Raw genomic sequence first — 13,892 nt, 5'->3', positions numbered from 1 at the left:
CTCCGCTTGCTTGAGGTGTTGGGCTAGGCGATTTCGCGCCAGTCGAGCCCGTGTTCCTGATTCGCCACCTGGAGCCAGTCCGGGTCACACCCAAGGGTGTCGACGAAGCACTGGCGGGCCAAGTGTGGCAGGTTGTTCTTGCTGCTGAGGTGGGCCAGCACCAGGTGTTGCAGGTTGCTCCAGCCCAACTCGTGCACCAGGCGCGCAGCCTGGTGATTGTTCAAATGCCCTTGCATGCCCCCTACCCGCTGCTTCAAGAAGGCCGGGTAGTGACCGCGTGCCAGCAGGTCACGGCAGTGGTTAGCCTCGATCAGCAATGCATCCAGGCCCTGGTAACGCTCCAGCAACAGCGCGTCATAAGAGCCCAGGTCGGTCAGCATGCCGAAGCGCCGCTGGCCATCGCTGACCACGTATTGCAACGGCTCGTAGGCATCGTGCTCGACCCGCGCGGCGGTCACTTCCAGGCTGCCGATACGCAGGCTTTGGCCACAAGCGAGAAAACCGGCCACCTCCACCGGTTTGCGCATGCCGCGCAACGTGCCTTGGCTGAGGTAGACCGGTACATTGTAGCGCCGCGACAGCAAGCCCACCCCATGCACGTGGTCGGCATGTTCGTGGGTCACCAGCACCGCACTGAGCTGAGCCGCCGATACACCGAGCAGCGCCAGGCGCCGCTCGGTTTCGCGCAGGGAAAAGCCGCAATCGACCAGGATGAACGTGTCACCACTGGCGATCAGCGTGCCGTTCCCTTGGCTGCCGCTTCCGAGTACCGCGAAGCGCACTTAGCCCAGGTGGTCCTGAATGGCGCTCAGCACGCGGCGGGCGACATCGGCCGGGGCCACGGTGTTGATGTTTTTCTCGACCGTGACCTGCACGCTATCACCCACCTTGCTCAGGCGAACCTGGTAGCGCTCGGCACGGGCTTCACGCTCTTCCTTGGTCGGCTCGCTGCCGAACATCCGGCCGAAGAAGCCAGGCTGGTTCTGCTTGTCGTCCGGTTTTTCCGACAGGTTGATGTAGTACAGGCCCAGGCTACGGTTGATGTCTTCAACACGCCACTCGCCACCCTGCTCCAGGGCACGGCCTACGCCAGACCAGGCACGGTCCAGGTCGGAACCCAGGTACAGCACCGGGTTGCCGCTGCCGTCTTCGCTCAGGCTGACGCGGCTTGGCGCGTCGAAATCGCGCGCGGCCAGCAGTGACACCGAACCGCCTTTTTCGGCGCTGCGGTTCATGCTGGCGAGCATTTCGTCGACCAGCAGGGCATCGGCCCCCGTGTTGCTGGAGGTGGACGGGAAGTCAGGCTCGGCGGTGCTGCCGGCCGGGCGCTCGACGCTGACAACGTACACCTCGGAGGTGTTGCGCTGCACGCCAGGCTCCATGCGCACACGTACACGCACTTCGCTGTCACCGCTGCTGGCGGTGCTCGCCAGGCGCTGGCCAAGCGATGCCGACAACTCGTCGAAACGCTGCCAGGTGGTGTTGAATTCACCAGTCTGCGGGCGCTCTTCAGCGATGCGGAAGCCGTTGTCCTCGAAGAACTGGCGAGCCACCGGCCACACTTCGGCTGGCGAGTGCTGGGCCAGCACCCAACGGCTGCTGCCGCTGCGTTGCAGGCTGTAGTCGGTAACCTGGGCGGCACCGCCGGTCAGGGGTTGCGGGCGCGGCACTTCGAACTCGCCCGTGACGTGATCATCGGCGACGTTACGCGGAATAGGCAGCAGCGGGTCAAGGCGTTTGACGTTGCTGGCGTCCGGCGGCAGCTGCATCGGCGCAGTCGGGTGCGCCTGCAGGTAGTCGCTGCCGCGGTCGCGGAAATAGCCATCCTCGCCCCACAGCCAGCCACACCCACTGGTGCTGGAGATAATCAGGGCAAGGGCGGAAAGACCAGCCAGTCGCTTCATGCGGTGTACTTCCTCTTAAACCAGTACGCCGGACTGGCGCAAGGCAGTACGGACTTTTTCGTGGCAGCCTTCGCTCAGCCAGGTCAGTGGCAGGCGAATGCCCTTTTGCATCAGGCCCATTTCGACGAGCGCCCACTTCACCGGGATCGGGTTGGCTTCGCAGAACAGGTCTTTGTGCAGCGGCATGAGTTTTTCGTTGATCGCGCGGGCCTTCTCGGCATTGCCCTCAAGGGCGGCCTCGCACAGATCGGCCATTTCGCGCGGGGCGACGTTGGCGGTAACAGAGATGTTGCCCTTGCCGCCCATCAGGATCAGCTCGACGGCAGTCGGGTCATCGCCGGACAGGACGATGAAGTCCTTGCTGACGCCATCAAGGATGGCCTTGGCGCGGACCAGGTCGCCGGTGGCTTCCTTGATGCCGATGATGTTCGGCACGGCCGACAAGCGGATCACGGTCTCGGCCTGCATGTCGCAGGAGGTGCGGCCGGGTACGTTGTAGAGGATCTGCGGAATGTCGACGGCTTCGGCAATGTGCTTGAAGTGCTGGTACAGGCCTTCTTGCGTCGGCTTGTTGTAGTACGGCACTACCAGCAGGCAGGCATCGGCACCGGCGCTCTTGGCGTTCTGGGTCAGGTGCACGGCTTCGGCAGTGGCGTTGGCACCGGTACCGGCAATGACCGGAACGCGGCGGCTGCTGCGCTTGACGCGCTCGACCACGTGCTTGATGACCAGGATGTGTTCTTCGACATCCAGCGTGGCGGACTCACCCGTGGTGCCGACAGCGACGATCGCATGGGTGCCGTTTTCCAGGTGGAAGTCTACAAGTTTGTCGAGGCTGCCCCAGTCCACACGCCCTTGTGCATCCATGGGTGTGACCAATGCCACCATACTGCCCGCAATCATGTAACTGCTCCTGCCGGAAAAAGAGAGCCGTAATGGTACTGGGGGCATCGGCCTTGCACAAGCGAAGCAGGCAGGCGGAGCATTCCCCTCAGCGCCTTATTTCGCTACCCTTGATCCTTTGATCGGTGCAGCGCGGCCCGCCGGGCCGTCGACCTTGCTCCCCGCCAGCGTCCACGACCTCGCATGCGAGCCCCGGGCCCTGCCGACAGGAGGCTTTCGCCCGTCCTGTACCGACCGCTCATCGCTTTAGGAATGCTGCATGTCCACCCCCACCGTCCGCGAACAATTCCTTGTCATCAGTGCCTTGGGCCCGAACCCCATGGAACTGGCCAACGTCCTCAGCCGCGCCGCTTTCGAAAACCGCTGCGCGGTAGTCACCTCGCGCCTGAGCCGCCACGGCGAGACCAGCGCCCTGGTGCTGCAAGTGGGCGGCAGCTGGGACGCCCTGGCGCGCCTGGAGTCCACCCTGCCGGGCCTGGGCAAAAAACATGGCCTGACCCTGGACGTGGTGCGCAGCGCCGACCAGGAAGTGCGCCCGCAGGCCCTGCCGTACGTGGCCTACGTCAGCGCCGCCTACCGCCCGGACATCATCAACGAGCTGTGCCAGTTCTTCCTCGACCACCGCGTCGAGCTGGAAGCCATGACCTGCGACACCTACCTGGCTCCGCAAACCGGCAGCAGCATGCTCAACGCCCAGTTCACCGTGATTCTGCCGGCCGGTACGCAAATCAGCTGGTTGCGTGACCAGTTCCTGGACTTTGCCGATGCCCTGAACCTGGATGCGCTGATCGAACCTTGGCGCCCACAGAACCCCATGTAAGGAAACCACCATGGCTGTAGCACTCGACCAACCTGTTGCGGACTTTCAGGCCCAGGCCACCAGCGGGCAAACCGTCAGCCTGGCCGAACTCAAGGGCCAGCAAGTGGTGGTGTACTTCTACCCGAAGGACAGCACGCCGGGCTGCACCACCGAAGGCCAGGGGTTCCGCGACCAGCATGACGCCTTTGCCGCCGCCAACACCGTGGTGTTCGGCGTGTCGCGCGATGGCATCAAGTCGCACGAGAACTTCAAGGCCAAGCAAGGCTTCCCGTTCGAGCTGATCAGCGACAAGGACGAAGCCCTGTGCCAGCTGTTCGACGTGATCAAGCTGAAGAAGCTGTACGGCAAGGAATACATGGGCGTTGACCGCAGCACCTTCCTGATCGACAAGAAGGGTGTACTGCGCCAGGAATGGCGTGGGGTGAAGGTGCCAGGGCACGTGGATGCCGTATTGGCAGCAGCCCAAGCGCTGAACAAGGCTTGAGATCGTTTGGGGCCGCAAAGCGGCCCCAATCAGATCAAAGCATCGGTGAAACGCTAGGCTCCTGCCGCGGCCAGGCATCCAGCACGGCCTTGATCAGGGTCGCCAGCGGGATGGCGAAGAAAATCCCCCAGAACCCCCACAACCCGCCAAACAGCAGTACCGCGCAAATGATCGCCACCGGGTGCAGGCTCACCGCCTCGGAGAACAGCAACGGCACCAGCACGTTGCCATCCAGCGCCTGGATGATCGCGTACACCGTCATCAGGTAGATGAACTGGTCGCCCCAGCCCCACTGGAACAGCGCAATCAGCGTCACCGGCACCGTCACCACCACCGCCCCCACGTAGGGCACTACCACCGACAGCCCCACCAGCAGCGCCAGCAGTGCGGCGTAGTTGAGCCCCAGGCTTATGAAGGCGATGTAGGTGGCAATGCCACAAATCAGAATTTCGATGCCCTTGCCACGGATGTAGTTGGCGATCTGCCGGTTCATCTCGCTGCCCACCCGGTTCAGCAGGGTGCGCTGGCGCGGCAGATAGCCACTCACCCAGCGCCCGATCAGTTCGCGGTCCTTGAGGAAGAAGAACACCAGGATCGGCACCAGCACCAGGTAGATCATGGCATTGACCAGCAACGGCAGGCTCGACAGCGAGAAGGTCAGCGCCCACTGGCCAAACTTGCCGATTTCGCCACGTACCGACTCGATGGCATGCAGCACCTGCTCGTCCGACACCAGGTGCGGGTAGCGCTCGGGCAGCAGCAAAAGCAGCGACTGCCACTTACCGAGCATGCCCGGCAGCTCGTTGAACAGGGTAATAAGCTGGTGCCACAGCAGCGGCACCAGCACCAGCATGAACAGCGCCAGCGCACCCATGAACAGGGCGAACACCAACATTACCGCCAGCCGCGTCGGTACCCGCACACGCTCCAGGGCGTTGACCAGGCCCTGCATCAAGAACGCCAGCACCATACCCGCCAGCACGGGCGCGAGCATGCCGCCCAAGGTAAGAACGGCCGTGAAAGCCAGAAACAGAAGGACCGCCAGCACCACTGCTTCTTCATCGGAGAAGTAGCGCTGCATCCAGTCGCGAAGCACTTTGAACATTGACGATCCTTGGTAAAGACTCAGGCCTTGCGCAGCCAGTAAGTGTAGGTGCCGGCCTCGGCCGTTTCACGCAGCAGGGTATGACCGGCCAACTGGGCGAAAGTGCGGAAGTCACGCTGCGACCCGGCATCCGTGGCGATCACCTTGAGTACCGCGCCACTGGCAAGGCGATTGAGCTCCATCTTGGCTTTGAGCAGCGGCAAAGGGCAATTCAGCCCGCTGGCGTCCAGTTCGGCATCGCAGGTCAGGGTGTCACTCATCGCAGGGTCTCCAAAGGCGTTGCCAGACTGCTTGCTGACAGGGTCGACTAGGATAGCGCCACTGGTCGCCAACGTGTGAGCCCGCTACAGTAGGTATCTTTGACCGACGCGAGCTTCATGCATGAATCTACTGCGCCCTACCCTGCTGACGCTGGCCTGCCTGATGGCCCTTCCCGGCCATGCTGACGACCTGCCATCACTGGGTGACGCCAGTTCCGCGATCGTTTCGCCGCAACAGGAGCACCAGCTGGGCCGCGCCTGGCTAAGCCTGCTGCGTGGCCAGGTCAACCAGCTGAACGACCCACAGCTCAAGGACTATGTCGAAACCAGCGTGTACAAACTGGCCGAAACCAGCCAGCTGCAGGACCGGCGCCTGGAATTCATCCTGATCGACAGCCGCGAGCTGAACGCCTTTGCCGCCCCGGGTGGCATTGTCGGGGTCAACGGCGGGCTGTTCCTCAACGCCCAGACCGAAGGCGAGTACGCCTCGGTACTGGCGCACGAACTGGCGCACTTGTCGCAGCGCCACTTCGCCCGAGGCGTCGAGGCGCAGCAGCGCATGCAGCTGCCGATGATGGCGGCGTTGCTGGCCGGTATCGTGCTGGCCGCCGGTGGCGCCGGCGATGCGGGCATCGGCATGATTGCCGGTACCCAGGCGGCGGCGATCCAGGAACAGCGCCGGTTCTCACGCCAGAACGAACAGGAAGCCGACCGTATCGGTATCCAGAACCTGGAAAAGGCTGGCTACGACCCGCGCAACATGCCGACCATGTTCGAGCGCCTGGCACGCCAGTATCGCTATGACGCCAAGCCGCCTGAATTCCTGCTGACCCACCCTGTGACCGAATCCCGTATCGCCGATACCCGCAACCGGGCCGACCAGGCGCCCAAGGGCGGCATTGAAGACAGCATGCGCTACCAGCTGATTCGCGCCCGGGTGGCGCTGACCTACGAAGGCACACCAGGGCTTGCCGCCAAGCGCTTCCGTGCCCAGCTGGACGAAGACCCGAAACTGGACGCCGCGCGTTACGGCCTGGCCTTGGCTCAGATCAAAGGCGGGCAGCTGAACGAAGCGCGTGAAATGCTCAAGCCGCTACTGGCCAAGGCACCCAACGACATCACCTACAACCTGGCGCAGATCGACCTGGACATCACCAACAACCGCCTGGCCGACGCTCAACAGCGGGCCGAACGAATGCAGGGGCTGTATCCGGGCAACTACCCGCTGAAGCAGGTCCGCGCCGATTTGCTGGTGAAGCAGAACAAGCCAGCCGAAGCGGAGAAGGTGCTGAACGAACTGGTCAAGAGCCGGCCGGATGACCCGGACGTGTGGTATGACATGGCTGAAGTGCGGGGCTTGTCGGGCAATACCATTGGCCTGCACCGCGCACGGGCCGAGTACTTCACCCTGGTGGGGGACTTTGACCAGGCGATCCAGCAATTGGATTACGCCAAGCGCCGGTCGGGCAGCAACTTCCCGCTGGCCTCGCAGATTGACCAGCGCCAGCGCGAGATCATGGAGCAGCAGCGCATGGTGCGGGAAATGATGGGGCGCTGAGGGCCATTCGCGGGCTCGCCCGCTCCCACAGGGATCGCACCGCCTGCGAGCGCTGCGCTGTATCTGTGGGAGCGGGCGAGCCCGCGAAGAAGACGACGCGGTCTGTCGTCAGGCGTTACCGGACAGTTTCAGCCTTGCAGCCTGGGTAAAGTCCAGCATCCGGTTCAGCGGCTTGATCGCCTTGGGCACCAGCGCCGGGTCGACGAAAATCTCATCACCGCCATTACGCAAGCAGTGCAGCACACGCTCCAGGGTATTCATCGCCATCCACGGGCAGTGCGCGCAGCTGCGGCATGCCGCGCCATTGCCGGCAGTAGGCGCTTCGACGAATTCCTTGTCAGGGCACAGCTGCTGCATCTTGTAGAAGATGCCGCGATCGGTGGCGACGATGAAGGTCTTGTTCGGCAGGGTCTGCGCTGCCTTGATCAGCTGGCTGGTAGAACCCACTGCGTCGGCCAGTTCGATGACCGCTTCCGGCGACTCAGGGTGTACCAGGATCGCTGCGTCCGGGTACAGTGCCTTCATGTCGGCCAGCTGGCGCGATTTGAATTCTTCGTGAACGATGCAGGCACCGTCCCACAGCAGCATGTCGGCACCGGTCTGCTTCTGAATGTAACGGCCCAGGTGCTGGTCCGGCCCCCAGATGATGGTCTCGCCGTTATCCATCAGGCTTTCGACGATTTCCAGCGCGCAGCTTGAGGTCACTACCCAGTCGGCACGGGCCTTTACAGCAGCGGACGTATTGGCGTAAACCACCACGGTGCGTTCAGGGTGCTGGTCGCAGAACGCAGAAAACTCTTCGACCGGGCAACCCAGGTCGAGCGAGCAGGTCGCCTCCAGGGTCGGCATCAGCACGCGCTTTTCCGGGGTGAGGATTTTTGCCGTTTCGCCCATGAAACGCACGCCAGCCACGATCACGGTCTCGGCCGGATGGTTCTTGCCGAAGCGGGCCATTTCCAGCGAGTCGGACACGCAGCCGCCGGTTTCTTCAGCCAGCGCCTGGATGACCGGGTCGCAGTAATAGTGGGCAACCAGCACTGCGTTCTGGGCCTTGAGCTCGGCAGCGATGGCCGCACGGTATTCGGCCTCCTGCTCGGCTGTCAGCGGGTTGGGCTGCTTGGCGTCGAGGTGGGCCTGAACCAACAGGCGTTCGGAAATCTGGGTCATGATCGCTGGACCTGCAGGCGCTCGTGCGCGTCAAATCGAGTGTATCACCCGGCCCTGACAGATCGGCTAAGGGCGCCGGACGGCATACTGCCCGCCACGGCCCTCTGCGGGCACGGATTATTATCGGAGGCCGAAGGCTACAGACAATCCAGCGATTACTAAAGTGGTTTTTGTGTTGCCTGTGCCGGCGACAGGGCCAGCACAGGCAGAACCAATCAACCCTGCGGCGACAACGCGGCCAGGTGCGCCGCCATCAGCATGGCGAACTCTTCCACGGTCATTTTCCTGCCGTTGAAGTCAACCATGCCATCGGCATAGTGCAGGCTGCTCACCACATCATTACCTTCGACAGTCGCCATGCCACTCTGCAGCGCCATCATGCCAACCATCTCCCCAGCCTGGCTGGACTGCATGGCAATCGCCTGAGCGTCAGTCTGACCATCCAGCAGCGCCTGCAAGGTCGCCAGGTCACCCATCATCGGCTTGGACAACGACAGCTTGCTCTTCACCTCGGTGATCATCTGCTTGCTCAACTGGTCCGGCGGCAGGTCGAAGCTGGACGGGGCGGCAAAGTCCATCGACAGGTTGAAGCGGCTCTCGCCATTGGCGGTCTTGAACGACAGATTTTCAATCGCCACCTTGGGCCTGGCGGCGAGCAGCTTCTGCAGATCACCCTGGAAACGGGCCTTCTCGGCGTCGTCCATCTGGATTTGCGGCACCGGCTGGCCGGCGGCGGCGGCGGCCTCGAACTCCGCCAGATGCGCTTGGTACCACTTCGACAATGCCTGCAGCGCCGGTGCATTGACCGAAGTAATGCTCACCGCCATCTGTGCCTTACCCACTGCACGGCCATCCCAGGTGATGTCGCCAACCTTGTACTCCACGCGACCGCCCACGGTATCCGGACCATCAAGGGTTTGCAGGGCATTTTGCTCGAAGCCCTTGATCAGCATTACCTGCTGTTTGGGCCCCAGGGTGACCTTGGTTTCAGCCAGCGCCAGGTCGGCATTACCGACATAGATGGCGTCGTGCGCGGTGGCTGCCAGGTTACCGCCAAGCTTCAGGCCTTTGAGCTCGAACGTGGCAGGCGGCTGGTCGTCATGAACCAGTTTCATCACGAAGCGATCGGCCTGGCCTTGGAATTTGGATGCCTTGCCTTCCTTGTCGCCACTGACCTCCAGCTGCATGCCCGAGAAGTCGAGGCTATTGCCGTCCGCTTCGTCGAACTTGACCGGCGCCAGCCGAACCTGGCTGACCACATTACCGCCGTAGCCCAAGCTGGTTTGGGCGCTGACCGGCGCCTGCTCACCCGCTGCGGCAAACCACGGTGCGGTGGCTTCGTCCTTTTGCAAACTACTGTTGCTGACCGCCAGCACCGGAATCAGCTTGAACGCCTTGACCCGTGACCAGGGGAACGGGCCGTGCTCGATCTGGTCGGTCACGCCCACGTCGAAACTCAACACCTCGCCGTCACCCACGTTGATGTCGCGTGCTTTCAGGCGGTACTGGGCGGTACTGCTGAAGAAATGCTGCTCCAGCGACACCCGCTCGATGCTCATGCTGCCACCGGTGGTCACCAGGGCTTTCTTCAGCTCGGCGTTGCTGCGGGCAAGGGCATTGTCCAGCTCGGCCGGCAGCTGCTTGCCGGTGTACCAGGCGCCAGCGGTGGTTGCGACGGCAATGGCGATAGCCAGGCCGGAAAGGATGCCAACTGATTTCTTCATGAATAGAACCGAATGCTGTCCGTAAGGGCTTGTTGGGCGACCAAAGGCCACGCAGCGAAGATTACCACTGCAACAGGTGACACAGGCGGGTGCGGATCGAGAAATGGCATTTTTGGGAAGCGTCTGACACCCAGCCCATGGACGATGCCCAATCGTTAATTTTTACGAACATTAAAATTGATCATAACCGCAAAAAACCGCGCAAAAACCGAACAAAACAGCCTCTAAATCGATAAATGTTTCAATCTAGTAACATCTTGTCATGTTTAACTTGACACCCACCTACCCATCGTTTTTTATTTTCACCACTTTGCGCGTCCCCCGCGCCTTCCGCCGCTCCAACATAAAAGGTGAACAACATGGAGCCCACCCGCTCGCCCTTGCCGCATGCGCAATACACCGTGCCCGCCGTTTACGCCCAGCAGCAGGAGCCATGCCAGCATGCAGCATGACCACAGCGCTACCGGCAACGGCCAACTTCGCAAAACCCTGCGTCTCTGGCATGTGATCATCATCGGCCTAGCCTACCTGACGCCGATGACCGTGTTCGACACCTTCGGCATTGTCAGCGGGATTACCGCCGGCCACGTACCCAGCGCCTACATCCTGGCGCTGGCCGGCATCCTGTTCACCGCCGTGAGCTACGGCACCCTGGTAAAGCGCTTCCCGCAGTCGGGCTCGGCCTACACCTACACCCAACGCGCCATCAACCCGCATGTAGGCTTTCTGGTCGGCTGGTCGTCGCTGCTGGATTACCTGCTGCTGCCGATGGTCAACGCGTTGCTGGCCAAGCTTTACCTCTCGGCCATGTTCCCGGAAGTACCCGAGTGGATGTGGGTGGCCGGCTTCGTCACCCTGATCAGCCTGATCAACATGCGCAGCGTGAACCTGGTGGCGCACTTCAACCTGTTGTTCGTGGGCGTACAGGTAGCGATCATCGCGGTGTTCATCTACCTGTGCGTGCGCGGCCTGGACCACGGAGAAGGGCTGGGTACCGCCTGGAGCCTGGTCCCCTTCGGCGACAGCCAGACCCAGTTCAGCGCTCTGGCCGCTGGCGCGACCATCCTGTGCTTCTCGTTCCTGGGCTTTGACGCGGTTACCTGCCTGTCCGAGGAAACCCGCGACCCGAGCAAGACTATCCCACGTGCCATTTTCCTGACTGCGCTGATCGGCGGCGTGGTGTTCATCACCGTGTCGTACTTCATCCAGGCTTATTTCCCGACCATGGCACGCTTCCACGACCATGAAGCGGCCCTGCCGGAAATCGCCCTGTACGTGGGTGGCAAACTGTTCCAGTCGATTTTCATCGCCTGTACCGTGATCAACACCATCGCCTCTGGCCTGGCCTCGCAAACCAGCGTGTCGCGCCTGCTGTACGTGATGGGCCGCGACAACGTGATCCCGGCCAGCCTCTTCGCCCGCCTGCATTCACGCTACAAGACACCCGTGCTGAACATTGCGGTAGTGGGGCTGATTTCGCTGTCGGCAATCTTCTTCGACCTGGTGACCGCCACCTCGATCATCAACTTCGGCGCCTTGGTCGCGTTCAGCTTCGTCAACCTGTCGGTGATCAACCACTGCTACCTGCGCGAAGGCAACCGCAAAGGCCTGACCAACCAGCTGAAATACCTGGTACTGCCGACCGTCGGCTTCTGCATCATCGTCTCGCTGTGGCTGGACCTGAATGCGCATTCGCTGATGTTTGGCGGCATCTGGGCTGCGCTCGGGCTGATCTACCTGGGCTGGCTGACCAAAGCCTTCCGGTCGGCACCGCCCAACTACGTCGCCGAATGACCCACGCTGCCAACAACGCCCGCGCTCGACCGCGGGCGTTGTACTTGCTCGAAAAGGAAAGCCCTCATGCCGCTGCGTCGCCTCTCCATCCAATGGAAGATCACCCTGCTAGCCGGCTTGTGCCTGCTGGCCATCGTCGCCTTGCTGGTGGCCACATCGCTGACCCAGGCACAACGCAGTGCCGCGCTGGTCAACCAGGCCAACACCGCCATGCTCGACAGCAGCGCCCGCCAGCGCCTGCAGGCCCATGCCGAAACCCAGGCCCTGCGTATCCAGCGCTACTTCATGGACGCTTACCAGTACGGCAATGGCTTTGCCCGCCTGGTACAAGTCCTGAAAGCCCGTGGCGGCAGTGACCTGCGCGCCGAGCTGACCCGCCAGGCGCGTGCCAGCCTGGCCGGCAACCCGGACGTGATCGGCCTGTACCTCGTGTTCCAGCCCAACGCGCTGGATCAGCAAGACCGCCAGTTCGTCGGCCAGGATGCCGCAGGCAGCAACGACAGCGGGCGCTTCTCGCTGTACTGGTCGCAGCCCAGCCCCGGCGCACTGGAACGTGAGGCCATGCCGGAATCGATGCTCGGCGATGCCAGCATCGGCAACAACGGCGCGGCGAAGAACCGCTGGCTGACCTGCCCGCAGGACACCGCCAAAACGTGCATGCTCGAGCCGTATCTGGACGACGTCAACGGCCGCCAAGTGCTGATGACCAGCATCGCCCTGCCGCTGCTGGAGCACGGCAAGGTGATCGGCGTCGTGGGCCTGGACATTGGCCTTGCCAACCTCCAGCAACTGAGCGTGGAAGGCCGCCGCGAACTGTTCGATGGCCAGGGCCAGGTGAGTATCGCCAGCGCTGCCGGCCTGCTGGCAGGCAACAGCCGCGACGACAGCGCGCTCGGCCAGCCCATGGACAAGGCGGTAGCCGACGGCCTGCTGCGCGTGGCCCACCCCTTCACGCCAATCCCTGACGCAGCCCCGTGGCAGGTTTTGCTGGAGCTGCCGGAAAGCGTGCTGCAGGCACCCGCCGTGGCCCTCAATCAACGCCTGGACGCACACAACCAAAGCGCCAACCTCACCAGCCTGCTGATCGGCCTTGGTGCGGCGGTGGTGGGTTTGCTGCTGGTATGGCTGACCGCACGCGGCGTTACCCGGCCTATCCTGGCCGTGGCTGCGCGCCTGAAAGACATCGCCAGCGGCGAAGGCGACCTGACCCGCCGCCTGGAATACGCCCGCGACGACGAACTGGGCCAGCTCACGGGGTGGTTCAACCGCTTCCTCGACAAGCTGCAGCCGATCATCGCCCAGGTCAAAGGCTCACTGCAGGAGGCCCGCAGCACCGCCGACCAGTCAGCCGCCATCGCCAGCCAGACCAGCAACGGCATGCAACAGCAGCACCGCGAAATCGAGCAGGTGGCCACGGCTGCCAACGAGATGAGCGCCACCGCCCTGGATGTCGCCCACAACGCCTCGCAGGCGGCTCAGGCCGCGCGCGCCGCCGACCAGGCCAGCCGCGAAGGCCTGCAGCTGATCGACAGCACCCGCCAGGGCATCGACCGCCTGGCTGCCGGCATGGACACCGCCATGGACGAGGCACGAGCCCTGCAAGACCGCAGCGGGCAGATCGGTACGGTGCTGGAAGTGATCCGCACCATCGCCGAGCAGACCAACCTGCTGGCGCTGAATGCCGCCATCGAAGCGGCCCGTGCTGGCGAGGCCGGGCGCGGTTTTGCCGTGGTCGCCGATGAAGTACGCGGGCTGGCCCAGCGCACGCAGGTGTCGGTGGAGGAGATTCGCCAGGTCATCGAAGGCTTGCAGCAAGGCACCCAGGATGTCGTGGGCGCCATGCACGAGGGCCAGCGCCAGGCACAGGACAGCGCAACGCGCATGGAACTGGCGCTACCGGCACTGCAGCGCATTGGCGAAGCGGTGACCGTGATCAGCGACATGAACCTGCAGATTGCCTCGGCCGCGGAAGAACAGAGCGCGGTGGCTGAGGAAGTGAACCGCAACGTAGCCGGCATTCGGGATGTGACCGAGTCGCTGGCCGGCCAAGCCGACGAATCGGCACGCATCAGCCAGGCACTGAACCGGCTGGCCAATCAACAACAGGCGCTGATGGAGCAATTCCGCGTCTAGCCTGTAAGGGCAAATGCGCCTTCTTCGCGGGCTTGCCCGC

At 63.1% G+C, this 13,892-nt stretch carries 12 protein-coding genes and 1 pseudogene; 6 read left to right on the top strand and 7 right to left on the bottom strand.

Annotated features, from left to right (window positions below):
• Positions 1-23 precede the first annotated feature (23 nt).
• From PM2_RS06365 to dapA, 3 genes are read right to left on the bottom strand one after another with little or no spacing between them, the layout of a single operon-like run.
• Positions 24-782: an MBL fold metallo-hydrolase gene (locus PM2_RS06365; RefSeq protein ID WP_015271459.1), complete on the bottom strand. Its 759-nt coding sequence runs from the start codon at positions 780-782 to the stop codon at positions 24-26.
• Positions 783-1,904 (bottom strand): NlpB/DapX family lipoprotein, encoded by a 1,122-nt coding sequence (gene bamC, locus PM2_RS06360; RefSeq protein WP_016711979.1) that lies wholly within the window; start codon positions 1,902-1,904, stop codon positions 783-785.
• 15 nt (positions 1,905-1,919) lie between these two features.
• Positions 1,920-2,807: a 4-hydroxy-tetrahydrodipicolinate synthase gene (gene dapA / locus PM2_RS06355; RefSeq protein WP_016711980.1), complete on the bottom strand. Its 888-nt coding sequence runs from the start codon at positions 2,805-2,807 to the stop codon at positions 1,920-1,922.
• Between the two features lie 259 nt (positions 2,808-3,066).
• Here dapA and PM2_RS06350 point away from each other — a divergent pair, with 259 nt between their 5' ends.
• Together PM2_RS06350 and PM2_RS06345 are read left to right on the top strand one after the other, a co-directional pair.
• Positions 3,067-3,627, top strand: a complete 561-nt coding sequence (locus PM2_RS06350; protein ID WP_003254741.1) for a glycine cleavage system transcriptional repressor — start codon at positions 3,067-3,069, stop codon at positions 3,625-3,627.
• A 10-nt stretch (positions 3,628-3,637) separates the two neighbouring features.
• Positions 3,638-4,111, top strand: a complete 474-nt coding sequence (locus tag PM2_RS06345) for a peroxiredoxin (protein WP_016711981.1) — start codon at positions 3,638-3,640, stop codon at positions 4,109-4,111.
• 34 nt (positions 4,112-4,145) lie between these two features.
• Here PM2_RS06345 and PM2_RS06340 read toward each other — a convergent pair whose 3' ends face one another.
• Both PM2_RS06340 and PM2_RS06335 read right to left on the bottom strand, forming a co-directional pair.
• Positions 4,146-5,216 carry an AI-2E family transporter gene (locus tag PM2_RS06340; RefSeq protein WP_019098477.1) on the bottom strand — a complete coding sequence of 357 codons (1,071 nt, stop codon included), beginning with the start codon at positions 5,214-5,216 and terminating at the stop codon, positions 4,146-4,148.
• Between the two features lie 20 nt (positions 5,217-5,236).
• Positions 5,237-5,476 carry a sulfurtransferase TusA family protein gene (locus tag PM2_RS06335; RefSeq protein WP_008097503.1) on the bottom strand — a complete coding sequence of 80 codons (240 nt, stop codon included), beginning with the start codon at positions 5,474-5,476 and terminating at the stop codon, positions 5,237-5,239.
• A 121-nt stretch (positions 5,477-5,597) separates the two neighbouring features.
• Here PM2_RS06335 and PM2_RS06330 point away from each other — a divergent pair, with 121 nt between their 5' ends.
• Positions 5,598-7,034, top strand: coding sequence for a M48 family metalloprotease (locus tag PM2_RS06330; RefSeq protein WP_016711983.1), 1,437 nt, complete (start codon positions 5,598-5,600; stop codon positions 7,032-7,034).
• Between the two features lie 108 nt (positions 7,035-7,142).
• Here PM2_RS06330 and nadA read toward each other — a convergent pair whose 3' ends face one another.
• Positions 7,143-8,201: a quinolinate synthase NadA gene (gene nadA / locus PM2_RS06325; protein ID WP_016711984.1), complete on the bottom strand. Its 1,059-nt coding sequence runs from the start codon at positions 8,199-8,201 to the stop codon at positions 7,143-7,145.
• A gap of 215 nt (positions 8,202-8,416) precedes the next feature.
• On the bottom strand, positions 8,417-9,925 hold the full coding sequence (locus PM2_RS06320; RefSeq protein WP_028700205.1) for a YdgA family protein: 1,509 nt from the start codon (positions 9,923-9,925) through the stop codon (positions 8,417-8,419).
• 441 nt (positions 9,926-10,366) lie between these two features.
• Between PM2_RS06320 and PM2_RS06315 the strand changes: the two genes are divergently transcribed.
• From PM2_RS06315 to PM2_RS32005, 3 genes and pseudogenes are all read left to right on the top strand, one after another.
• A complete protein-coding gene (locus tag PM2_RS06315) occupies positions 10,367-11,719 on the top strand; it encodes an APC family permease (protein ID WP_028700204.1) in 1,353 nt (450 codons plus the stop codon).
• 66 nt (positions 11,720-11,785) lie between these two features.
• Positions 11,786-12,994: pseudogene (locus PM2_RS32010) on the top strand (methyl-accepting chemotaxis protein); the annotation flags it as partial.
• A 102-nt stretch (positions 12,995-13,096) separates the two neighbouring features.
• Positions 13,097-13,852 (top strand): methyl-accepting chemotaxis protein, encoded by a 756-nt coding sequence (locus PM2_RS32005; RefSeq protein ID WP_373446719.1) that lies wholly within the window; start codon positions 13,097-13,099, stop codon positions 13,850-13,852.
• Positions 13,853-13,892 lie beyond the last annotated feature (40 nt).

Source organism: Pseudomonas monteilii NBRC 103158 = DSM 14164 (genome assembly GCF_000730605.1).
Taxonomy (GTDB): Bacteria; Pseudomonadota; Gammaproteobacteria; order Pseudomonadales; family Pseudomonadaceae; genus Aquipseudomonas; species Aquipseudomonas monteilii.
Note: the sequence above shows the minus strand (reverse complement) of the source record. Positions and strands in the feature narration are given on the sequence as shown.